Here is a 22,424-nt window from a genome sequence, read left to right on the forward strand (position 1 = left end):
CCCATGCGCCCGAATTACCATTACGCGCCGGCCAGCAACTGGCTGAGCGATCCGAACGGACTCGTCCATCACAAGGGTGAATGGCACCTGTTCTATCAATACAACCCGCATGGCGAGGATTGGGGCCACATGAGCTGGGGCCATGCGATCAGCCCGGACCTGTGCGAGTGGCAGGAACAGCCCCCTGCCCTGCTGGAGGATGACCGCTTCATGATCTTCTCCGGATCGGCGGTCTGCGATGCACAAGGCACCGCCGGGTTCGGCAAGGATGCGCTGGTGGCGGTCTATACCGGGGCCCAGCTGGGACCTGACCCCTTGCAGGCGCAGTGCCTCGCGTGGAGCAACGATGCCGGTCGCAGCTGGGAAAAGTACGCCGGGAATCCGGTACTGGACCTGGGCATGGCGGACTTTCGCGATCCCAACGTGTTCTGGCACGAACCGACCCGGCGCTGGATCATGGTGGTGGTCCTGTCCAACGAACAGCGCGCCCTGATCTATGCCTCGCACGATCTGAAGCAGTGGGATGAAATGTCGGTCATCCACACCGCCGGGGCGCCCGGCGAAGTGTGGGAATGCCCGCTGCTGATCGAACTACCGGTCGAAGGCACGGACGAGACCCGCTGGCTGTTCAAGGTGGACGTGCTGCGCGGCGCACCCGGATCGGGCGCGCTGTACCAGACCGGCAGTTTTGACGGCATCCGGTTCATCCCCGACGGGCCTTCGCTGGAGCCGCACTGGCAGGTGGCGGACATGGGCAGCGATTTCTATGCCGCGATTGCCTGGCACGAGCCGCGCGACGCGTCAGGACGCCCGGTGTGGATCGGCTGGATGGGCAATCACGCCTATCAGGGGCAGTTGCCCAAGCAGGGCTGGCGCGGCGCGATGAGCCTGCCGCGCCGGATCTCGCTGCGCCGCGACGCGGGCCGCTATGTCCTGCGGCAGGAAGCGGAGCCAGCGGCGGTGCGCGGCGTAGCGGCCCTGCCCTGCACCGACGGGCCGGTCCCCGCCTCCGCGCGGATCGACCTTCCGGCCTCCGGCGATTTCGCCCTCACCTTGGCGGACCGGGACCAGCGCCTGCTCCAAGTGGAACGCCAGGGCACTGCCCTGGTCATGCAGCGCCGCGACCCCGTGTCGCCCTGCCTGGATAACGAGCAGGTATTCACCGCCCCGCCGGGTGCGGCCCTGACCCTGTGGCTGGACCACGGCAGCGCCGAACTGTTCGCTGCCGACGGGCTGGTCTGCGCCACCATGCAGCACCGGATGGCCAGCAACGAACTGACGCTCAGCCTGAGGGTGAAAGCCGAGGCCTGATCAGATCAGCCCCGCGCCGCGCAGTTGCGGGCGATGTAGTCCTGGTGACTTGGCATCCCCTCAGCCGCGCGGGCCAGGGCTGCTTCCAGCTTGCGCAGGTAATCGGCATGATCCACCCCGCGCAGGGGCAGCAGGGGATCGGTGCCTTCGGGAATGTTGCCCTGCCCGATGTGGACGGCCAGCCAGCTGGGCGGGCCGAACAGGTCGGCATCGCGCTGGACCAGGCGGCCATTGCGGCGGAAATGCTCCATTTTCCAGATGACCGTTTCCGGCACGTCCATCGCCGCGCAATAACGCCACAGCTCGCTATCGGTCCGGCTGGTCAGCTTGTAGTGCAGGATGATGAAATCGCGGATACGTTCGAACTCGTTGATGGCGATGCGGTTGTATTCGTCGATCACCAGCGGATCGAACGAGCGATCCGGGAACAGCGCGATCAGCTTGGAGATGGCGGCCTGGATCAGGTGGATCGAGGTTGATTCCAGCGGCTCCATGAACCCGCCGGACAGGCCCACCGCCACCACGTTCTTGTTCCAGAACAGATTGCGCCGACCCGTGACGAACGACAGCTTGCGCGGCTCGGCCAGGGCTTCGCCCTCAAGATTATCCAGTAGGACCGCCGCGGCTTCGTCATCCGAAATGAAGCTGCTGCAATAGACGTGGCCGTTGCCGGTGCGGTGTTGCAGCGGAATGCGCCACTGCCAGCCGGCCTGATGCGCGGTGGAGCGGGTATAGGGTGTGAACTCCCCCCTGGCGCTGGGCACGGCCATGGCGCTGTCGCAGGGTAGCCAGTGCCGCCAGTCCTGATACCCGGTCTTCAGCGCGCCTTCGATGAGCAGGCCGCGAAAGCCGGAGCAATCGACGAACAATTGCCCCTCGATCCGGCGGCCATCCTCCAGCGTCACATGGCTGACGTGGCCGGTCTCGCCATCCAGCCCAACGTCTCCGATCTTGCCTTCGATCCGCACCACCCCGCGCTCTTCCGCATAGCGGCGCAGGAACCGGGCATAGAGCCCCGCGTCGAAATGGTAGGCATAGTCAAAGGTCGAAAGCACGTTGCGCTGTTCAGGCGAAGGCTGGTCGAACTTCCCCCGCTTTGCCGCTGCCCAGGCCATGCACAGGTCCTGCAGCTCCGGCGCCTCGCCCCGGTTGCGCGCGGCCAGCCAGTATTGGTGGAGCGGCAGGAAATCGAAATTGCGGCCATAGGTGCCGAACGGGTGGAAATAGCTGTTCCCCAGGCTGCCCCAGTTGACGAACTGGATGCCCAGCTTGAACGAGCCCTGGGTGGCGGAAACAAAGTCATTCTCGGCAATGCCCAGCGCTTCGTTGAACGTGCGGATCGGCGGGATCGTCGCCTCGCCCACGCCCACCGTGCCGATTTCGTCGCTTTCGATCAGGGTGATGGTGCAGCCGGTGCGGATCGCATTGGCGAGGGCCGCGGCAGTCATCCACCCGGCAGTTCCGCCGCCGACGATCACGATCTGGTCGATGGACTGGTCGTTCATGGCATCCTCGGTTGTTCTCTTTGCAGCGGGTTTCGGTCAAGTCCGCGCCGCGATCAAGCGGTTTTACGCAATCGATTGCAATTCAATAGCGCGGGCGCGCGACATCCAGCGCCATGACCAGCCGTTCGCCGTCTTCGAACGGCATGGTCCGGTGCCACATGGTTGAAGGGAATACCGCCGTCACCCCCTCTTGCGGAGCAATGGTACGGTAAGGCTGAAGGTCCAGTCCCAGTTCCTCGGGCGGCGTTCCAAAGGCGATGTGCCCGGCAGGCGCTGGCCCCATCGCATCAGGTGACGGAAGGGCGATGTAGAAAGCAGTGCTGAGCCAGCCGACCGGATGGTTGTGCGGCACGTTGTAACCCTGCCGCAGCAGGCGGACGGACCAGCTTCCCTCAATCAGCAGGTGCTGGCGCGGCAGGCCCAGCAAGGGGTGCCCCTGCTCCCACGGCGGCAGATCATCGACATAGCGCCGGATCGCCTCCATCCAGCGCGCCCTGGCCCGCTGCATGATCGGTTCGTGGCGCAGGATGACCGAGCGATCGGTCTGCGTGCCGCCGCGCACCGATTGTTCGATGTAGGGCTGCTCCATCGTGTGCAATTGGCGCAGCAGGGCTGCCAGTTCGGGCAATTCGGACGTATCCAGATCGACCGGGCAGGCCTTGATGAACTGGTCCGGTCGGTCCACCCAAGTGGCGCGTGGATCATTCTTCACCCGCCAGGCCAGCGTGATGTAGGGCCAGAACAGCGGCGCCGAGGGGGTGATGAGCTGCGGCAGGCACACCGCCTCTGCCGCATCGGGTTCGCCTCGGCGCAAGGCGTGGCGGACGCGGATCAGGTTGATCGTCTCTCCTTGCAGTGCGGCGGTTGCGGCGAGCAGCCGCTCCGTCTCCGCCTCTTCCCCGGCCTCGCTGGCGATGAACAGGCGGGAGACGAGGATCGCAGGCGTGACTCCCAGGCTCCGTTCGGCGCGGTCCAGCACGCCGCGCGCGCCGGTCCAGTCGCGCGCCTGGGCCAGGGCACGGAACCAGGCGAGCCACAGGTCCGCATTACCAGGCTGCGCCGCACAGGCCGGGCCATAGCTTGCCGCATGGCGCGCCTGATCCCCGCCGGTCCAGCGCAGGACGGACAGGGCCTTGTGCCCATCCAGCCAGGCGGGATGCTTCGTCACGGCTTCTTCCAGCAAGGTCTCTGCCCCGGCCCGCCCCCCCTCGCTGGCCAGGGCGAGCGCCCGGTTGCGCAGGATTTCCAGATCGGCGGGATTGCGCGCCTGCGCCTCGGCAAACAGGGCCGCTGCGGGCTGGCCGAGTTCATAGCGGGTCTGGGCGAGGCCCTGGACCAGCGCGGGATCCTTGGCCCCAGCCGCGATCGCGGCAGAGAACACGGCTGCCGCATCGAGCAAGCGCTGTTCGCGCCGCAGGGCGACCCCATGCAGCAGGGCGATCTCCGGATCAGCGGGACGCGCTTTGGACAGGGCGGACAGCAGCGGCAAGGCCTGTGCCGCCAGCCCTTGCCCCAGTGCCTGCCGGACCACATCCAGCAAAGCGGCCCGCCGGGGCGGATCGGCCAAGTCCGCGCGCGACCGTGCCCGCTCCGCAAGCTGCTCGGCAATCTGGCGCTGCTGTGGGTTCATGGCCTACCTCTGGCACCAAAGCAAAAGGGGGACAACCGCAGTTGCCCCCCTTCAACCGGCGGCGACAGGCGCAGCCGGATGCTTTCAGCCTGATCAGAAGCTGTACTTGACCGAAGCGGTCCAGGTGCGGCCCAGGGCCGGGTTGGTGCCGATGACGACCGGGCTCACCGAACCGTCGGCAATGTTGCCGCTGCCGCGCAGGTCATAACGGTTGAACACGTTATAGCCCTGGATGCCCAGTTCGACGTTGTCCAGCGGCATGACGCGCAGGTTAACGCCCAGGACGGCGCCGCCCGGATACTGGCGACCAGCATCGTCGACGATGCTCGACTGGCCGGTGACGTTCAGGCCGACGGTCGCCTTCGAAGCGATGTCGTAGTTGGCTTGAACGGTGTAGACCAGGTCAGGCATGTACGGCGCGCGGGTGAACGTGGCGCTGCCAGCGCCCGCACGCGTTGCCTTGGTCCAGGTGGCGTTGCCGACCAGGGTGAAGCCGCCATTGCTGTAGGTCGCGTAGGTTTCGAAGCCCCACGACTTGTAGCGCGCGTCGATCACGCAGCCGCCCGAGCCGCCGGGGCAACGGGTTGCCGACAGTTCGAAAGTGGACTGCTTGAAGTTGCCCTTCAGCGCGGTCAGTTCGAGCGTGTAGCGACCGCCGGCCAGCTCGCCGCGGTTCTTCAGGCCCAGTTCGTACTGCTTGACGAAGTCCACCGAAGGCGTGACGCCGTCAGCGTCGCAGCCCAGGGTTCCGGCCTTGGCCATGGCCGAGGTGCAGAGCGAACCGTCGCTGGCGATCTTGCCGCCAAAGGTCTGGCGGTCGCTGTTGAAGCGGCCACCGCGCGATGCACGGACGAACAGGCTGGTGTCGGCATTTGCCTTCCACAGTGCGCCTGCGGTCCACGACGTGTACGAACGGCTGTAGTTCAGCACTTCGCGCTCGCCGTTGGCGATCATCGCCGGGATCAGGACGCCGTTCGAGCTGACGGGGAATTCAGCTCCGCCGCCGACGCCGCTACCGGCAGCCTTGATGTTTTCGAAGCGGACCGAACCGTCGATCGCGAACTGATCGTTGTCCAGTTCCAGCGCCGCATAGGGAGCGGTGTTGGTGTAGGACAGGTCATAATCGCGCGAGCAGCATTCACCCCAGTTGTTGTTGTAGCCGGAAATGCCTTCGGTGGTCAGCCGGTTGCCAGCAGTGTCGTACAGGTCAAGCTGCGCGGGATTGTTGCCGCTGACTTCGCGCACCGACTTGTTGGTGTGCCAGTCCATCGCGATGTCCTGGTTCATGTAGAAGAAGCCGCCGCGAGCCGTGACCTTGAACGTGCCCATGTCGAACTTGCCGGCCAGGGTCAGGTCGTTGGCCAGGCTGCCCAGGTCGCGGATGTTGGTGAAGACATTGGTGTTGTTGTCGACATAGGTGCCGGTGAAGGCCTGACCCGCCTTAGGCCCGTTGGCATACTTGATCGCGCCGACAACCGCGCCATTGACGCACGAACCGACGATACCGTTAGCCGACCAATTGGCTGCCGCGGGAACGGTGCAGGCGGTGTATCCAGCAGGGACCGCTGCCGTGTTCACCGCACGTCCCAGGTTGAAGAACGGCGAGGTAAAGCCGCCGCTGATCTTCGACCAGCGCATGTTGTTGTCAACGGTGACGCCATTGTCGAATTCATAGTGGAACTGGCCGCCCAGCGCCGTCTGCTTGGTGGTGATCCCGCTCATCGGCACGCGTTCCAGATCGCCGGTGCGATTCACCACCAGGAAGTCCTGGTTGTAGATCGAATAGTTGGCGCTGTTGCGACCGTCGAAGCCGGGGAACGGCTTCACGTTGCTGACCTTGTTGCCGCTGAGCGTGGCAAGCGCCGGAGCACCGGTGTAGTTTGGCTCCTGCGTGTCGGCCACCTTGAACAGCAGCCGGAAGTAGCCCTTACCTTCGCCGAATTCCTGGGTCAGGTTGCCCTTGACCTGGATCGAATCCGAAACGTTGTAATCGGCGTGAAGCGGACCGCGGCCCGACTTGAACTGACCGCCAACGTGGAAGCGCAGGGTTTCGTTGATCGCGCCGCCATAGCGGAAATCGACCTTGGTTTCGTCAAAATTCACGCCCTTGGAAAGCGAAACGAAGCCCCCTTCCTTCTGGCCGGTGTTACTGATGTAGTTGATGACCGCGCCCGGTGCCTGCGAGGCATAGGTGGTCGAACCGCCGCCGCGCACCGATTCCACGCGCTCAACGCTGGAATCGAAGCGGGTCCAGTAGTCGTTGTTGCCGAACTGGATGTCGCCGAACAGCACGGTCGGCAGGCCATCTTCCTGGATCTGCACGAAGGGCGAACCGCCCGTAGCAACCGGAAGACCGCGAACGGCGATGTTCGAGTTACCGCCCGGACCGGACGTACCCGGCACCTGGATACCCGGGATCATGCGGAAGACTTCGGCTTCGGAACTGGGCTTGAAAGCATCGACCAGATCGGCGCTGACGCTGGTGACCGAGACGGCGCTGTCCAGCCGGCTCTTGTCACGGCCCGATGCGGTGACGACGATTTCATCGAGACCGCTGACCTGATCGTCAGCAGCCGGTGCTTCCTGCGCGAAAGCAGGCATTGCAACCAGGCTCATCACCGCGATCGACGCGGCCGAGACACAGCTCTTCAAAATGGACTTGTTCATTTCCTCTCCCCTCGGGACGACCAGAACCGCTTGCTATCTAGCAAGTCGCGAAACCTGACATACAGCTGCAACAATCGATTGCAATTGGTTTGTTGCAATCGATTGTCGAAAACTCTGACCTGTGATGAATCGGCAACGGTCAGGTTGGGGGAAATCAGCCGCTTGCTTGACTTTGCAATCGTTATCAGACCTAGATACACGTTGGGTGCACAAGGTGAAATGACAGGCTCTGCGCTACAATGAACGAACTTGTTCCGGCGTCTGGCCGAATCCGCAACATTGCTGAACTTGCCCGGCTGGCCGGTGTTTCCGCGGGCACCGTTTCGCGTGCCCTGGCCAATTCCAGCCTGGTCAACAAGCAGACTCGGGAGAAGATCCAGGCACTTGCGCGCGAGCATGGTTTTCGCCCCAACCAGATGGCCAAGCGCCTGCGCATCCAGCAGACCAAGGTAATCGGCATCGTCGTGCCATTGGGGCATGAGCGGCGACAGCACCTGTCCGATCCTTTCTTCATGGCGATTCTGGGCCACCTGGCCGACGCACTGACTGAAAATGGTTATGATATCATGCTCAGCCGCGTCATTCCCGATGCGAATGACTGGCTTGAGCGGATTGTCGATTCGGGCATGCTGGATGGCGTTTTGCTGATCGGCCAGTCCGACCAGTTCGAGGCAATAGAGCGGGTGGCGGCCTGGTACAAACCCATGGTGGTGTGGGGCAGCCTGCGTCCGGGACAGGTCCACTGCACGGTCGGCGTCGACAATCGCACCGGCGGTCGCCTGGCGGGCGAATGCCTGATCCAGGCGGGGCGCAAGCGCCTTGCCTTCCTGGGCGACACCCTTGCGCCCGAAATGTCGGAACGCTTCCTGGGCCTGCGCGACGCGGCGGCGGCGGCGGGCCTGCCAGAGCCGGCGCAGCTGGGCGCGCACCTCGCCTCGGACGTCATGGCAGACGAAATCGCCGCCCATATCGGCCGCTTGGGCACGGAATTTGACGGAATCGCCGCTGCCTCTGACCTGATCGCCATGCACACGGTGCGCGCCTTGGCCGATCACGGGCTGAGCGTGCCGAACCAGGTTTCGGTTACCGGCTTTGACGATCTTCCGCTGGCCGAACAAACCATTCCGCGCCTGACCACGATCAGCCAGAGCATCCCGGCCGGGGCCCGGGCCATGGTCCAGGCCTTGTTCGAACGGATCGCGGGTGCCGATACGGAATCGGTGCAGATGGATCCGCTATTGGTCCGCCGCGATACGGCCTAGTTCAATCGCGCCGGTAATTCCGGCATGATCGCCAAGGCCCGGCGCGACGATGAACTGCTCCAGCCCGGGATCGAGTTGCGGCGCGCGGACATAGCCCGCCAGCTTCCGTTCGGTCTGCCTGCGCACCGCTTGCAGCAGGCCCGGCGCTTTCATCACGCCGCCGCCAAAGATCAGGCGGTCCGGCATGTGCAAGAGGACGAGGCTGGCGGCGAGATGCGCGACATAGCCTGCGATCAATTCGACCTTCTCGGGCGGACTGCCCAGCTCCGACAGGCTCTGTCCCCATCGCGCCGCGATCGCGGGGCCAGCCGCCAGACCTTCCAGACAGTCGCCATGGAACGGGCAGGCTCCGAGAAACGGATCGACCGCTGCATCGCGCGGCGGCTGGATGTGGCCGCTTTCATAATGCGAAAAGCCCATCAGCGGCGCGCCCTTGTGCACCACGCCGGTGCCGATGCCGGTGCCGACCGTGGTATAGGCCAGGGTGGTGCAGCCCTGCCCTGCCCCCTTCAGCCATTCGCCCAGCGCGGCACCGTTCACGTCAGTATCGACTGCGATGGGCGCGCCGAACTCACCCAGAACGTCGTGGAACCGCGCCCCGGCCCAGCCGGGCTTGGGGGTTGTAGTGAAGGTGCCATAGGTGCTTGAGGCCGGGTCGATATCGATCGGCCCGAAGCTCGCCACGCCAAAGCTGGCAAGCGGCCCGTGGGCGGCTGCCGCCTCGCGAAAGAACTGCGCCACTTCGGGAAAGCACTCGTCCGGCGTGCGCGTGGCAATCCGCGCTTCGCGCAGGATCGTGCCGTCTTCGCGCGCCACTGCCAGGACGAACTTCGTCCCCCCCGCCTCAATCGCGCCAATCAACCGCTGAACCATCACACTCACCTCTCACTCCGCGCGGGTTTGCACGGCGGACCCGGCCTTGCAATCCTTTGCATACGAATTGGCTGCGCCGGTCCGCTTTGGCCGGGGGAATTTTTCCCGATCCCTGCAACCGGACAGAGCGCTGCGCGTTGCACGCAGGCGCCAATCCTTGGCGCACGGGGCAAGTCATCGTTCAGCACCTTTCCGGCGGCCTTGGCACAGATCCAGCAGGGGACCAGCTTGAGCAATATCGCATACCGCCCGGACATTGACGGACTGCGGGCAGTTGCCGTTGTTCCTGTCATTCTGTTCCACGCGGGGGCGCAGTGGATGCCGGGAGGCTTCGTCGGCGTCGATATCTTCTTCGTCATCAGCGGCTATCTGATTTCCGCGATAATCCTGCGCGAAGTAGGCCAGGGCAAATTCACATTTACCGCGTTTTATGAACGCCGCCTGCGCCGCATCATCCCGGCTCTTCTGGTCATGCTGCTGACCACGGTCACGGCGTTTCAGTTCTTCGCTTTGCCGGACCAGGCAGTGGGTGCGGCCAAGTCCGGCATTGCAGCCCTGCTTTCGGTTTCGAACATCTATTTCTGGAGCGAGACGGGCTATTTCGCGACCAGGGCCGATTTCATGCCCTTGCTGCACACCTGGTCGCTCGCGGTGGAAGAGCAATTCTATCTGCTGTTCCCGCCACTGCTGCTGGTCGTCACACGGCTGCGCTGGAACGTGCGCTGGACCCTTCTGGCCGGAACCTTGCTGGCCTTTGCAGTCAGCCTTTGGCTCTCTTTCAACAAGCCCTCGGTTGCCTACTACCTCCTCCCATCCCGCGCCTGGGAGCTTGGACTAGGGGCCATTCTCGCGGCTGGCGTCGTGCCGGAACTGCGCGGGAAGCTGCTTCGTGAACTGGCTCCGGCGGCTGGCCTTACCGCGATCATTGTCGCCTTGCTCTGGGCAAACAACGAAATGCCTTTCCCGGGCTGGGTTGCGCTGTTCCCGTGCCTGGGCACTGCGCTGATCATCCACGCCAGCGGACGCTCGTGGCTGGCAAGGAATGTCCTGTCTGCCCGTCCGGTCGTGTTCGTGGGCTTGCTATCCTATTCCCTGTACCTGTGGCATTGGCCGATACTGGCTGGCCTCAAGGTTTACACGGCGCGCGCTCATCTCGATCCTGCCTGGGCAGCCGCAGCCCTGCCGGTGATCTTCTTCGTAAGCTGGCTGTCGTGGCGCTATGTCGAGCAGCCCTTCCGAAGCCGCTCGACCATGCCCTGGCCACGCATGATCCAGATCCTGGGCGGAGGATCTGCGGCAGCGCTTGCGGTCAGCGCCGTGTCGATCATCGCCATGGGTTTCCCCGACCGGCTGGACCAGCCGGCCCGCCTTGCACTGGCCGCAGCCAACGACATCGATCCGCTGCGCGACCCATGCGAGGACGGCACCCGCACGGCTGCCTGCAAGTTCGGCCCGCCAGGAAGCAAGATAACCTACGCTATCGTCGGAGACAGCCATGCTGCGGCGATACGTCCCGCGGTGGAAGCATCCGGCATCATGGGTCCGGCAGCTGGCACCTTGTTCTGGAAACCCTCCTGTCCGCTGCTCGACGGCGCAGAAATCATCAACCTCGCCGATCACGCTGAATGCACTGATTTCAAGAACAGGATATGGCAGGAAATCGAGAGCAACCGCGACCTTAGGACCATCATTCTGGCGGGGCGCTGGCCTTATCAGGTTACGGGCACAAGGCCGGAAAGCGGGGGAACAAGCCGCACTTGGCTCGTCGATCGCGAAACGACACAACCGTCCCCCGAGGAGAACACGCGGGTATTCGTCAGATCGCTTAACCGAACCGTCGACCGTCTGCACAAATTGGGTCGTGCAGTCATCATCATCGGTTCAGTGCCCGAGGCGGAATTCGACGTCCCTCACGCAATTGCCAACGCCCGCCAGATGGGCAGACAGATCGGCATGGGAATTAGTCGCGGGGCTGTGACGAAGCGATTATCCGAAGCGGACTCGCTGCTCGCCAAGGTCGCTTTTGAGCATCCTGGAACGCGGTTCCTGCCCATCTGGGACCGCTTCTGCGCTAAGACTTTGTGCCTGACCGAGCGGAATGGAGTCCCCATCTATCGCGATGAGAATCACCTCTCCTACCATGGTGCATTGAATGTAGCGGGACCGGCCCTGAAGCTTGCCTTCGCCCGCTCAGAGAGCCAGCAGCCCGCAAAGACCGGCCCCGGCAATTGAACGCGACCTGCTGGGCGCCGGACTCCAGCCTGGAGTCGTGCGCAGCCCGTCATGCGCGGTCATTTCCCTCCCCTAACGCGGCAAGATCGACAGCAGCGCGGCTATCAGGGCCCAGCGGCGGGGGACGTAGGCGTGCTTGCGCCGCGCCAGGGCTGCGGCGATGATCTGTCTGGCTGCGGTATCCGCATCGACGACCCAGAAGGCCTCGTCGAATTGTTGCAGCGGCGTATCGATGTAGCCGGGCGCGACTTCGGTGAGGCTTACCCGGGGCGCCTTGCGCCGCAGGTATTGCCGCACGCCGTCAAGGTAGAGCGACACGAAAGCCTTTGACCCGCTGTAGCTGGCGGTAAAGGGATGGCCGCGCTTCTTGGCCACCGATGAAATGCCGACGATCCGCCCCTCGCCCCGCGCGATGCAATGGTGCACGGCGACGTCGGTCATGGCCGCGAAGCCCATGACATTGGTGGCAATCGTCTGGCGTTCCGGCTCCCAGGCAAAATCGCGGTTGAGGATGCCGGTTCCGGCATTGAGCACCCACAGGTCCACCCCGCCCAGTTCGTCGGCCAGGGCTCGCAGCCCCGCCCGCGCGGCGTCCGGGTCATCAAGGTCAATGGCCTTTGCCAAGGCTCGATCCCCAAGCCTCGCGCAGGTTTCCGCCAGGTTCTCCAGCTTTCTCGACGTCAACCCGAGCTTCCATCCGGCAGCGGCGAGTTGCTCGGCAATCGCCTTGCCGATCCCGGACGATGCGCCCACGACGATTGCGGTTCCGCAGCTCTGATTCATCTTCGTCCCCTTACGCAGGCGCGCCATGCGCCCCGGTTGTTTGCGAATGGCCTGCCCGGGCGCGCCAGCCGATCACGGCGAAGCAGGGGATGGTGAGCAGCGCCACCAGATCCCCGGCGAAGAGCGGACCGGTCAAGGCAAAGTGGCTGCCCCGCGCTGCCAGAGCATCGCTCGCCATCCCGATGGCCAGTCCTCCCAGGCCCAGCGCCAGGACGTTGACCAGCAGCATGGAAAGCCCGGTTGCAGATGCATGCAATCGCGCCGGAGTAACCGATTGCAGGACCGCAAAGGCCGGGCCGTAGAAGGATGAGAAGAACAGAATTCCGGCACCCATGCCCGCATAGAACAGGAAGGTTCCCGGTTCGGCAAAGCGGAAGGCGACAATCAGCGGGGCGAGCAGCGTGACGAAAAGCGCCAGGAACATCGCCCGCCCGCCAGCAAAGCGCCGCGCGTACCAGTCGGACGCCGCGCCTCCGAAAGCAGCGCCCAGCAGCCCGAACAGGATTACCGCAAGGCCATAGGTAGAGGCGATCTCGTCGCCCCGGTAGCCGCGCTCCTCGACCAGCCAGATCTTCACGAACGGGCTTCCCGCCAGGTAGACGTGCATGAGGACCGAACCGGCTAGGCTAAGCCGGAAATCGCTGTTCTGGCGCAGCTCCCGCGCCAGATCAGCCAGGATCGTCCGGCCCGATCGGGGCTGAGCAGACTCTTCCGCTGACGGGGGGGCGCCTCCGTCGCGCAGCCGCAAGACCACGACCGAGAGCAACACGCCGATCAGTCCGAGCAGGATGAAGACATTGCGCCAACCGAGCAGGGGTCCCAGTTGCCCCGCGATGAAAAAGCTGGCCCCGACGCCCAAGGGCAGGCCCATGAAGAACAGGCCGATTGCCGTCGCGCGGCGCTCGACCGGAAACTTTTCGGACAGGAGTGCCGTGGCGGTGGGCACCAGCGTCGCCTCGCCAGTCGCGACGAATGGCCGGACTGCCGCAAGGGTGAAGAAGGAACGCGCCATGCCGGAAAAGGCGGTAAACGCGCTCCAGGTCACCAGACCGGCAGCCATGATCCGCGTCCGGCCATAGCGATCCGCCAGCACCCCTGCGGCCAGTGCGGTCAGCGCATAGGGCACCGTGAAGGCCAGGCCGCTGACGATGCTGAACTGCGTTCTGGACAGACCCAGCGCGGCAACGATTTCCGGTCCGAAGCTTGCGATCAGGTTCCGGTCCACCTGATTCAGGATGTGCAGCAGCAGGAACAGGCCGAGCAGGCCGAAGCGGCGCCAGGGGCGGGATTCCGTCACGGACACCTCCTGATGACGAAGCCTGGGCGCAAATCCGCTTCCCGCCCAGGCCGGAAAGCGGTCAGGCTGCTTGCAGCTCTCCGCCCACGACCGACACGCGTTCGGCATGGCGGGTGTGTGGGAAATAGTCCCAGACCGCGTGGTGCTGGGTGGCAATGTTGTCCCAGATCACCAGGGTGTTCTTGTCCCAGCGCACGCGGCACTGCACGCGGGGCGTTGCCTCAATGTGGTGGAACAGCATTTCCAGCAGGTGGCGGCTCTCCAGGCGGCTCATGCCTTCGATATGGGTGGTGAAGCCGCGGTTGACCCAGAGCAGCGGCTTGCCATTGTCGGGATGGGCAATGACCAGCGGGTGGGACGTGCGGTTGTACTCGGTCCCGGCGGGCGGCTCCTTGCCATAGCCCTGGCGCCAGGGAACGGCGCCGTCATGAACCGCGCGCAGGTTTCCGATCAGGTCGCGGATCGGTGCTGACAGCAGCGCATAGGCTTCGGTCATGCTGGCAAAGACGGTATCGCCGCCGCCGTTCTCCGGCACCTCGTGCATATAGAGCAGCGAAGCGCGGATCGGCGCGGGATCGCACGATACGTCGGTGTGCCAGCCATCGCCCGCAACGAAAGCCGACTTGGCCGTCGCCTTGACCGTCAGCACGGCGGGATCGGCGCTTCCCGAAATCGCGGCCAGCGGGTGGCAATGCAACTGGCCGGTGCCGAAACAGGCTGCCGCACGCTTGTGGGCTTCGTGATCCAGGTGCTGGTCGCGCAAGACCAGGACCCCGCGATCCGCCAGCAAGCGGCGCAAGGCAGCCGCCGTCACATCGTCGATCTGCGCAAGATCGACCCCGGACACTTCCGCACCGATGACCGGCGTAATGTTCTGCACCGAAAGGGACATCGCTCTCTCCAATTTTGCTTTTGAGACAGGATACGCAGAATTTACCACTTAACAAGTGGTTTTATTCTGCGTGACAAGTTGCAGTGCGCAAGGCAAGGAAATCCGCGTCCAACAGGGTATTGCAAGGAGGCGGACAGCGTGGCGAAGGCCGATACGACCGGGCGCGAAACCAAGGGAGAGCGCACGCGCCGGCGAATCATGAGCGAAGCCCGCGCCATGATCGAGGAAATGGGCATAGATGCGATCTCGCAGGACGCGGTCGCCAAAAAGGTGGGAATTACCCAGAGCGCGCTGCGCCATCATTTCCCGACCCGCGAAAGCATGTTCGACGCGATCTTCGATCATGTCTTCAGCGGATTTTACCGCTCCGCTGAGCAGATCCTGCTGGAGCCGGGCAGCCAGCCGCGCCAGCGCCTGTTGAAGCTATGCACCCTGCACCTGGGCTATGCGATGAGCGAGAGCGACCGGGTCGCGCTGCAATCCTTCGCCCATTACCTTTACAATCCCGATCTCCTGGCGCGCCAGAGTTCGTGGTACCAGTGGATTGCGGGCCACTACGCCGCCTTGCTGGGCGCCATTCGGCCCGAACTGGACGAAAAGACCCGTCATGGCCGGGCTCTGGCGATCCTGACCCTGAGCATCGGGACCTGGATCACGGTCGGGAAATCGCGCCCGCCATGGCCCACATTGCCCGGCGACGAGGCAAGGAGCGCCCTGCTCGCGTCAATCGAGCTTCTGATCGAGAGCTAGCGCCAAACGCAGCTCGGGTGAGCGGGCACTAAAACCGCGCCCGCAAACCCAGAGTCCATCGCCGTGGCGAACCGGGGCCATAGGCGCGGGGATTGGATGCACCAGGCGCTTCTTCAAGCTCGATTTCGTCAACTTCGCTGAACGTGCCGAAGGTGGCATATTGGCGATCGAACACATTGCGCAGTTCGCCGAACAGCGACAGGCCCGGAACCAGATCTATGCTCCCCCGCAGATTAAACAGGACATAGCCCGGAACCTGGGCATTGCGATTGGCTTCGTCGCCAACGAGGTACTGGCTCGAACGCGCGGTTATGTCGCCCCCGATGGTGAAACTGCGCGAGCCAAGATGACCGGAATAATCGGCGTTGAACGTTGCACTGTGGCGCGGAAGGCCAGGCAGGCGGTTGCCGCGCGCCACTTCGATCAGACCGTCATCATCCGCTTCCGGATTGGCGGGACTGCCAAGTGTGAGCGCCGAACGATAGGTCGCATCGATGAAGGCATAGCTTGCTGCAAGCTGCAAGCCGCCCCTGCGCGCCTTCACTGTTGCTTCGGCACCTTGCCTGCGCGTCTGTCCGATGTTCCTGAAGAACGCGCGCCCCCGAATGTCAGAGGCGACATACTGAATGTCATTGGCATTGGTGGTGCGATAGGCGGACAGCAGCCAGTCGATGGCCCATCCACCGCTTTTGTGATTACCCGATGCGCCAAGTTCCATACTCTTGGCCACCACCTGCTCCAACGGCGGGTCGGCGATGAAGAAGTTGGTCAGGCTGCACGGCGCATTCTCATCCGCGCAGGACAATTCTGCCGGTGTAGGAACGCGGTTGGATTCGGCATAGCCGGCGCGCAATGTCAGTTCGGGCGATACCGCCCAATCAAACTCAATGCCGGGATTGATGCGGCTGAAACTGTGATCGCCATTCAGCGCGGTCCCCAGCAGATCGATCAGGCGCACCCGCGCATGGTTGTAGCGCAGGCCGATTTCCGCAATCAGCCGGTCGCCAAGGGGCAAGGTGTCGCTAAGGAAACCGCTCCAGAACCGCGTGCGGGTTTCCAGCCCCACCGGCGCGATCACACCGTCGGGCTGGTCGATGAACAGCCCCAGCCCCTTCACGCTGCGTGCTTCGGTCAGTTCGCCGAGCTCGGTCGAAGCGGCAAAATCACTTTCACTGGAATCGTAGGTGAACCCCACGGCGAGCCGGTTTGTTCGCTCGCCCAGGGCCTGCTCGCTGACGAACTGCGCCAGGACGCCCTCGGATCTGGTCCTGATATGGCCACGATTGAATACGCTATAATCGGCGCCACCCAGGACATCAGCAACGGCATTGCCGTCACCATCGGTCAGAACCGCCTGCTGTTCGTCCTCGTCATCAGCGCCAACCGTTTCGAGGCAAAGCAGCCCTTCAAGATCGTCTTCCTCGCATTCTCCGATATCGGCGGCATCTCCGTTGACTGTCGCCGCATTGCGCCGCTGCCGGTAGAGCGTGGCTTCGAAACGCAGGCCATCGGCAATGGAGAACCACGGATGGACAGTCAGCCGGCCATAGCGGTTGCGGGTGTTGTCGGGCCAGGTGAAGACCGATTTCCGGCGCGCAACAAGCAATTCGACCGGTGCGACGCCATTGCCGGTAAGGTCGGTATCCGCGCCGATGAACTTGATATGCACGCCGGCCCGCTCTCCGTCATAACCAAGATCGACATAGCCATTGAGCAGATCGGACGGGCTGAAATCACGCCATCCGTTCTCTTCGCGATACTGGACCGCACCGAAATAGCTGAGGCCGCCGATGGCATCGCCTGCCGAGAAGCTGAAATCGCGCTCACCGTAGGAGCCGATGCTGGCTACGCCCTCACCCCCTTGCACACTGCGGCCCGTCGCGGTTTCGATCACCAGCGCGCCGCCCAGCGCATTAAGGCCATAGACCGGGCTGGCGTCGCGCAGAGTCACCGCCTCGATCGCGGCATCAGGGATCAGATCGAAATTGACCGTATCGCCAAACGGCTGGTTGAACCGCGCGCCATCGACATAGACCGCCAGCCCTTGTGCCTGCCCCTGCAAAGGCGAAGTGACATAGCCACGATAGACCAGATTGGGCTGCCACGGATTGTTTTGCGCATCCTGCAACGACACGCCCGCAAAGCTGCGAGTGAGCGCGGCCAGCAAGTCCGGCGATCCAGCCCGGACCATGTCCTCGCGGCCCAGGCCAAGCGCGTCATCCAGGTCAAAGCTGTCACCCGGTGCGGTGACGACTATGGCTGGCTTGCTGGCGTCCTCGTCAGGTCTCGTTGCGTCTTGAGCAAGTGCAGGCGACACCATTGAGGAACCTGCCAGCAGGCACGCGGAATAGCACCAGAACTTCAAACTCACCTCCGCCCAAGCGCACTTGTCCAGATTGGCCAAAGCATATCTGTGACTATCGGGATTCGGCGTAACCACAAGACGCAACGGTGAAAAACCGGAACGGATTGGCAGGCTTGCAAGTGAGGCTGCGGCACAATTTCCAAGCTCAGGAAGTCGTGCCGAAAAGCGTGGCGGTTAGAGAGGGACCCGCACCCAACTCTCTCCGCTTATAGCATATTGATTTATAAGAGCCGTATTTTTGGTTCGAATTCCGCTTGGTAGCAACTTCAAGTTACCAAAACACATCGCCCGAACAGCCCAACCATCTGGCTGCCCATTTCGGGTGAGAATTTGAAAAGCTGCTTATTTACAGAAATTTATACCAAAAGCCGCACTTATGCGACTTCAGAAACTAAAATGCGCGCTGTCGGGTTGGTGGCGATCTCAGCCGGATCGTGGCTGCCAGAAGTGCAAATGAACAGGTGGCGCAGTTCGGGTCCTCCGACTGCCACGGCATAGGCGTGGACATCCAATTCGACCGAGGCAGTCACCTCCCCGCCCTCGCGGACTAGCAGGACTTTAGGACCGGTTTCGCCGGGGTTCGAGACCCAAATCGCACCGCTTGGATCAAGGCAGATGCCATCGGGTTGCACACCCTCCGGCAGTTCGGCCCAAACGCGGCAGTTCGACAGGCTCCCGTCAGCGGCGATATCATACGCGGTCAGACAGAAGCCGTTGGTTTCAGCAACGACCAGGGTCTTGCCATCCGGCGTAATCACCAGTCCGTTGGGGAAGCGCAGGTTTCCAGCCACCTTGGTGACAGTGCCGTCCTGATCGATCCTCGAGATCACACATGTTTCGGCAGGAGCCGCATCCGGGTTCCAGAAGTTGTACCCAATGTCACCCACCCAGGTGCGGCCTTGCGCGTCGGTGATCGCGTCGCTCAGGCAAAACACGCTCGTGCCTGAGAGGTCCGCGAAGTCGTGCAGCTCGCTGCCATCCCAGCGCTTCATCTTGAGGCTCAGGGCATCGCTGAACACCGCAGAGCCATCGGGCAGGAAGCCTAGGCCGTTAGGCTTGAACGGCAGGGTCAGCTCGGTGCGCAGATCACCGGCCAGGCTGACCGACTTGATCGCATTGTCATGGATATCAATGAACCACAGCCGATCCCCGCGCCAACGGGGGCTTTCGGTAAAGCGCAGCCCGTGGCCAAGGTCGATCAAGGTGCTGGGATGATGCAAGGCCTGTATCCTCGTCAATTGGGAACGAAAGCAACGACCCGCGACGGGGCGGCGCTGCACCGGGCGAGCTTGATCGGAAAGAAGCCGACATGGAAACCGGTGGGAGGCAAAGCGCCAAGGTTGCAGAGCTGCTGGACGATGAATGCTTCGCGCTTGGTGATGGCCTTGTGCCCGTCCCATAGCAGCGCCTTGTCACCTTGTTCCTGCCACTTGGCATTCATCAGGCGGAACGGCAGATCCCAGCCAACAGCGTCGGTGCCCAGGATCGTCGCGCCCATGGCGGTGAGGTGCAGAGTCGATTCTGCCGACATGCCCGGCTGGTTGTAAAACTGCGGATCATCCATCGTGTAGGCTTCCTGCCCGGTGCGTAGCAGAACCGCATCGCCGGGTTGCACCGGCCGTCCGACTGCCGCAATCGCGCGGTCCAGCATGTCAGGCGTGATATATTCGCCGCCCTTGGCCCAGGGCCGCAGATCGAGCACCATGCCGGGACGATAAAGTTCGTTCAGGTCGATCTGGTCGATGGTCCGGGCAGGTTTACCCTCGCACTGCGTGCCGGAATGCAGCGGTGCGTCGACATGGGTGCCGCAATGGGAATTGAAATCGTTCAGGTGCTCGCTGCCCCAGCCTTCGCCATCCGGCAGATCTCCATGGGTGCAGCCCAGGCTGGCACAGAATTCATCCTTGCCGGCCTGTTCTGCCGGGTTGTTGTAGTCGATCCGCGGCGCCACCACGCCCGCGGCGTGTTGCAGTGCGGGCGGCAGCTTCTCGCGGTTGGCGGGATCGAGCAGAACGGTCAGGTCGATAAGGCGCATGGTTGCTGTTCCGATCACTTGCTGAGGATGTGCACGGCAACGGCCGCTTCTTCGACGCCGATATTGCCGCCACCGTTTTCCTGAATGGCATGGCGCGCGCCTTCAACCTGGCGTGCGCCAGCTTCGCCGCGCAGTTGGGTGACGAGTTCGTAAAGCTGGCCGATGCCGGTCGCACCCAAAGGATGCCCCTTGGACTCAAGCCCACCTGACGGGTTGACCGGCAGACGTCCGCCGATGGTGAAATCGCCGCGCTCCGCCGCAGGTCCGCCTTCGCCCATTTCGACGAAACCGAGGTTTTCGACCTGGATGATTTCGCCCATGGCGGCGGCATCGTGAACTTCGGCAACGTGCATGTCGCTGGGGCCAAGACCGGCAATTTCGTACGCCTGATTTGCAGCGAGGCGCGCCAGATTGAGATCTTGCTGGTCAATGCTGCGGCTGGTTGCCGAGCGTACCACGCTGGCCGCGACCTTGATGCAGCGGCTGCGATCAGCCCCGATGCGCTTCAGCCCCTCTTCGGTGCAGATGATCGCTGCGGCCGCGCCATCGGTTACCGGGGCGCACATCGGCAGGGTCAGCGGATAGGTGATCGGCGGAGAGGCCAGCACTTCGTCAATCGTGAACGGCTTGCGGAACTGCGACCACGGATTGTGCACCGAGTGTTGGTGGTTCTTGGCCGAAACCGCGGCGATCTGGCGCTGCGTAGTGCCCCACTTCTTCATGTGATTGCGGCACAGGGCGGCATAGATCGACATGAACTTGGAATAGGGTTTGTCGGATTCCGAACCGGCTGGCGGTTCAATTCCTTCGCCCAGCTTGACCAAGCGGGCATAGTTTTCCTCAACCCGGCTAACGTCCCATCCGGCTTCCATCAGTTTGAGAACGGAAAGCTTGTCCTCGACGTTCATCTTTTCGGCGCCGAGCGCCAGCGCAACATCGGTAACGCCCGCTTTCAGACTTTGCACGGCAAGAGCGAAGGCAGACGATCCCGCCGCGCAGCCATTGTCGATATTGTAGACCGGGATCCCTTCGATCCCCAGCTTGCCCAGCACGACCTGGCCCGGAATGGCAAATTGGCCTTGCAGCGGACCATTGGTGATCCCGGCGTAGAATGCCGTGCCAAGGTCTTCCCGGCGAGCGCCGGCATCCTTGAGTGCACCGTCAACGGCTTCACGCGCAAGGTCTTCAAGGCTGCGTTCGAAGTGACGGCCAAAAACCGTCATGGCAATTCCGGCGATGTAGATATCGGTCATGTCCTGTCCCTTCAGATTTTCTTGTCGTGACCCTGCCAATAGGCAGCGCGCAGGTCTTTCTTGAGCACCTTGCCCACCGGGCTGCGGGGCAATGCGGGTACGAAATCGACGCTCTTGGGCGCCATCACACTGCCCAGCTGGTCCTTGCACAGTGCAATGATTTCCTCTGCGCTGACGCTTTGCCCCGGCACCAGTTCGACCACGGCCTTCACCGCTTCGCCCCATTTGGGATCGGGCACGCCGATCACGGCGCAATCCTGGACGGCCGGATGGCCCCAGATCACCTGCTCAACCGTGGCCGGGTAAACGTTGAAACCGCCGGTGATGATCATGTCCTTCTTGCGGTCGGTCAGGTGGAGGTAGCCGCTGGCATCAATGTGGCCGATGTCGCCGGTGTGCAGCCAGCCGTCGATGATCGTTTCGGCGGTCTTGTCGGGCGCCTTGTAATAGCCCTTCATGATCAGATCGCCGCGCACGCAGATTTCTCCGGTTTCACCGCGCGGCAGGATGCGGTTCTGATCGTCCATGATCTCGACCCGGACCAGCGGATTGGGACGGCCCACGGAAGCCAGCTGTTCGTCGCTGGCCATTTGCCCGTTCACCATATGCTCGTCGGCGCGCAGTGTTGCGATCGACCCCATTGCCTCGCTCTGGCCATAGGATTCGGTCAGCACCGGCCCCCACAGGGCGATTGCCTTCTTCAGCTTTTCGACCGACATCGGCGCGGCCCCGTAGAGCAGGTAGCGGACGCTGGAAAAGTCGACCTTCTCGATCCCCGGCGCTTCCAGCAGGGCATAGATCACCGTTGGAGGCAGGAAGAATTCCGTCACCCGGTGCTTGCCAATTGCCTGGACCAAAAGCATCGGGTCGGGCTTGGCCAGCACCACCACGGTTCCACCCTGCGCCGTGCACGGTAGGGACAGAAGCCCGGCAGTATGGGTCATCGGCGCAGCCGTAAGGTTCACCGGCAGCGTGCCATCACGATAAGTGCAGTTCAGCATGAAATGGACGAAAGTCGTCTGCGCCGCCCGGTGGGTATTCATGACACCCTTGGGCGCACCAGTCGTGCCGCCAGTGGGCATGATGATGAACACATCGTCCAGCCCGGCCACAAGCGGCGGCTTGGTGACGGGCTGCGCTGAGCACCATTGATCAAGGCTGGGTGCATCCGGCAAGTCCGCATCGATGCAGATCCAGTGCTTGATCTTGGGCAAGGCGGGGCGAAGCGCGGCAATGGTGTCGCTGAAGGCGTGCTGGTAGAACAGCACCTCGCAGTCAAAGGCATCGAGGAGGTAGCGGTTGTCTTCCGTGGCATTGCGCGGATTGACCGGAATCCAGGTCATGTTCGCCCGCCACAGGCCCAGCGTGCAGGTCCAAGCCATGACGTCGTTGCCTGACCAGACTGCGCCCTTGGTGTCCTTGGGTAGGCCCAATGCCAGCAAGGTATTGGCGATCCGGCAGGACAGTTCGCCCACTTCATCGAAAGTGAACGTGCGATCATCCTGGATATAGGCGATGGCTTGGCCGTTCAGATCCCAGCCGCGGTCGAAGAAATCAATGATGGCCATC

At 63.2% G+C, this 22,424-nt stretch carries 16 protein-coding genes; 4 read left to right on the forward strand and 12 right to left on the reverse strand.

Going from position 1 to position 22,424, the window contains the following annotated elements:
* Positions 1-3 precede the first annotated feature (3 nt).
* The gene (locus tag ACQKOE_RS05560; RefSeq protein ID WP_427511900.1) at positions 4-1,311 is read left to right on the forward strand and encodes a glycoside hydrolase family 32 protein; all 1,308 of its coding nucleotides are present in this window, start codon (positions 4-6) and stop codon (positions 1,309-1,311) included.
* A gap of 5 nt (positions 1,312-1,316) precedes the next feature.
* Here the strand turns inward: ACQKOE_RS05560 and ACQKOE_RS05565 are convergent, their stop codons facing one another.
* The 3 genes from ACQKOE_RS05565 to ACQKOE_RS05575 all read right to left on the reverse strand — a co-directional run bounded on the left by ACQKOE_RS05565 (position 1,317) and on the right by ACQKOE_RS05575 (position 7,113).
* Positions 1,317-2,816 (reverse strand): tryptophan halogenase family protein, encoded by a 1,500-nt coding sequence (locus ACQKOE_RS05565; protein WP_427511901.1) that lies wholly within the window; start codon positions 2,814-2,816, stop codon positions 1,317-1,319.
* Positions 2,817-2,898: 82 nt separating this feature from the next.
* Complete coding sequence (locus tag ACQKOE_RS05570; protein WP_427511902.1) at positions 2,899-4,446, reverse strand: putative 2OG-Fe(II) oxygenase; 1,548 nt, start codon at positions 4,444-4,446, stop codon at positions 2,899-2,901.
* A gap of 93 nt (positions 4,447-4,539) precedes the next feature.
* On the reverse strand, positions 4,540-7,113 hold the full coding sequence (locus ACQKOE_RS05575; protein ID WP_427511903.1) for a TonB-dependent receptor: 2,574 nt from the start codon (positions 7,111-7,113) through the stop codon (positions 4,540-4,542).
* A gap of 239 nt (positions 7,114-7,352) precedes the next feature.
* Here ACQKOE_RS05575 and ACQKOE_RS05580 point away from each other — a divergent pair, with 239 nt between their 5' ends.
* Positions 7,353-8,375, forward strand: a complete 1,023-nt coding sequence (locus ACQKOE_RS05580) for a LacI family DNA-binding transcriptional regulator (RefSeq protein WP_427511904.1) — start codon at positions 7,353-7,355, stop codon at positions 8,373-8,375.
* On the opposite strand, the gene ACQKOE_RS05585 is transcribed toward ACQKOE_RS05580, so the two are convergent.
* Positions 8,349-9,248 (reverse strand): ROK family protein, encoded by a 900-nt coding sequence (locus ACQKOE_RS05585; protein ID WP_427511905.1) that lies wholly within the window; start codon positions 9,246-9,248, stop codon positions 8,349-8,351. The genes ACQKOE_RS05580 and ACQKOE_RS05585 overlap by 27 nt on opposite strands.
* A 228-nt stretch (positions 9,249-9,476) precedes the next feature.
* On the opposite strand from ACQKOE_RS05585, the gene ACQKOE_RS05590 reads away from it, so the two are divergent.
* Complete coding sequence (locus tag ACQKOE_RS05590) at positions 9,477-11,480, forward strand: acyltransferase family protein (protein ID WP_427511906.1); 2,004 nt, start codon at positions 9,477-9,479, stop codon at positions 11,478-11,480.
* A gap of 72 nt (positions 11,481-11,552) precedes the next feature.
* Here the strand turns inward: ACQKOE_RS05590 and ACQKOE_RS05595 are convergent, their stop codons facing one another.
* The 3 genes from ACQKOE_RS05595 to ACQKOE_RS05605 form a co-directional block, all read right to left on the reverse strand.
* Positions 11,553-12,263 (reverse strand): SDR family NAD(P)-dependent oxidoreductase, encoded by a 711-nt coding sequence (locus ACQKOE_RS05595; protein ID WP_427511907.1) that lies wholly within the window; start codon positions 12,261-12,263, stop codon positions 11,553-11,555.
* 10 nt (positions 12,264-12,273) lie between these two features.
* Positions 12,274-13,560, reverse strand: a complete 1,287-nt coding sequence (locus ACQKOE_RS05600; RefSeq protein ID WP_427511908.1) for an MFS transporter — start codon at positions 13,558-13,560, stop codon at positions 12,274-12,276.
* Positions 13,561-13,621: 61 nt separating this feature from the next.
* A complete protein-coding gene (locus tag ACQKOE_RS05605; RefSeq protein ID WP_427511909.1) occupies positions 13,622-14,452 on the reverse strand; it encodes a TauD/TfdA dioxygenase family protein in 831 nt (276 codons plus the stop codon).
* Between the two features lie 138 nt (positions 14,453-14,590).
* Between ACQKOE_RS05605 and ACQKOE_RS05610 the strand changes: the two genes are divergently transcribed.
* Positions 14,591-15,202: a TetR/AcrR family transcriptional regulator gene (locus ACQKOE_RS05610; protein ID WP_427511910.1), complete on the forward strand. Its 612-nt coding sequence runs from the start codon at positions 14,591-14,593 to the stop codon at positions 15,200-15,202.
* 28 nt (positions 15,203-15,230) lie between these two features.
* Here ACQKOE_RS05610 and ACQKOE_RS05615 read toward each other — a convergent pair whose 3' ends face one another.
* The 5 genes from ACQKOE_RS05615 to ACQKOE_RS05635 all read right to left on the reverse strand — a co-directional run bounded on the left by ACQKOE_RS05615 (position 15,231) and on the right by ACQKOE_RS05635 (position 22,423).
* Positions 15,231-17,522, reverse strand: coding sequence for a TonB-dependent receptor (locus ACQKOE_RS05615; protein WP_427511911.1), 2,292 nt, complete (start codon positions 17,520-17,522; stop codon positions 15,231-15,233).
* Positions 17,523-17,941: 419 nt separating this feature from the next.
* Positions 17,942-18,847 carry an SMP-30/gluconolactonase/LRE family protein gene (locus ACQKOE_RS05620; RefSeq protein WP_427511912.1) on the reverse strand — a complete coding sequence of 302 codons (906 nt, stop codon included), beginning with the start codon at positions 18,845-18,847 and terminating at the stop codon, positions 17,942-17,944.
* Complete coding sequence (locus tag ACQKOE_RS05625) at positions 18,802-19,602, reverse strand: cyclase family protein (protein ID WP_427511913.1); 801 nt, start codon at positions 19,600-19,602, stop codon at positions 18,802-18,804. The genes ACQKOE_RS05620 and ACQKOE_RS05625 overlap by 46 nt, the downstream gene beginning before the upstream one ends.
* Before the next feature lie 14 nt (positions 19,603-19,616).
* Positions 19,617-20,855 carry a thiolase family protein gene (locus ACQKOE_RS05630; protein WP_427511914.1) on the reverse strand — a complete coding sequence of 413 codons (1,239 nt, stop codon included), beginning with the start codon at positions 20,853-20,855 and terminating at the stop codon, positions 19,617-19,619.
* An 11-nt stretch (positions 20,856-20,866) separates the two neighbouring features.
* On the reverse strand, positions 20,867-22,423 hold the full coding sequence (locus ACQKOE_RS05635) for a class I adenylate-forming enzyme family protein (RefSeq protein ID WP_427511915.1): 1,557 nt from the start codon (positions 22,421-22,423) through the stop codon (positions 20,867-20,869).
* Position 22,424 lies beyond the last annotated feature (1 nt).

The sequence above is a fragment of the Novosphingobium sp. NPDC080210 genome, from assembly GCF_050281025.1.
Taxonomy (GTDB): Bacteria; Pseudomonadota; Alphaproteobacteria; order Sphingomonadales; family Sphingomonadaceae; genus Novosphingobium.

Bases quoted from the DNA above. Each gene is read 5' to 3' on its own strand.
- ACQKOE_RS05625 (WP_427511913.1), bottom strand. From the start codon at position 19,602: ATGCGCCTTATCGACCTGACCGTTCTGCTCGATCCCGCCAACCGCGAG.
- ACQKOE_RS05595 (WP_427511907.1), bottom strand. From the start codon at position 12,263: ATGAATCAGAGCTGCGGAACCGCAATCGTCGTGGGCGCATCGTCCGGG.
- ACQKOE_RS05615 (WP_427511911.1), bottom strand. From the start codon at position 17,522: ATGGTGTCGCCTGCACTTGCTCAAGACGCAACGAGACCTGACGAGGAC.
- ACQKOE_RS05635 (WP_427511915.1), bottom strand. From the start codon at position 22,423: ATGGCCATCATTGATTTCTTCGACCGCGGCTGGGATCTGAACGGCCAA.
- ACQKOE_RS05570 (WP_427511902.1), bottom strand. From the start codon at position 4,446: ATGAACCCACAGCAGCGCCAGATTGCCGAGCAGCTTGCGGAGCGGGCA.
- ACQKOE_RS05605 (WP_427511909.1), bottom strand. From the start codon at position 14,452: ATGTCCCTTTCGGTGCAGAACATTACGCCGGTCATCGGTGCGGAAGTG.
- ACQKOE_RS05630 (WP_427511914.1), bottom strand. From the start codon at position 20,855: ATGACCGATATCTACATCGCCGGAATTGCCATGACGGTTTTTGGCCGT.
- ACQKOE_RS05560 (WP_427511900.1), top strand. From the start codon at position 4: ATGCGCCCGAATTACCATTACGCGCCGGCCAGCAACTGGCTGAGCGAT.
- ACQKOE_RS05580 (WP_427511904.1), top strand. From the start codon at position 7,353: ATGAACGAACTTGTTCCGGCGTCTGGCCGAATCCGCAACATTGCTGAA.
- ACQKOE_RS05575 (WP_427511903.1), bottom strand. From the start codon at position 7,113: ATGAACAAGTCCATTTTGAAGAGCTGTGTCTCGGCCGCGTCGATCGCG.
- ACQKOE_RS05565 (WP_427511901.1), bottom strand. From the start codon at position 2,816: ATGAACGACCAGTCCATCGACCAGATCGTGATCGTCGGCGGCGGAACT.
- ACQKOE_RS05585 (WP_427511905.1), bottom strand. From the start codon at position 9,248: ATGGTTCAGCGGTTGATTGGCGCGATTGAGGCGGGGGGGACGAAGTTC.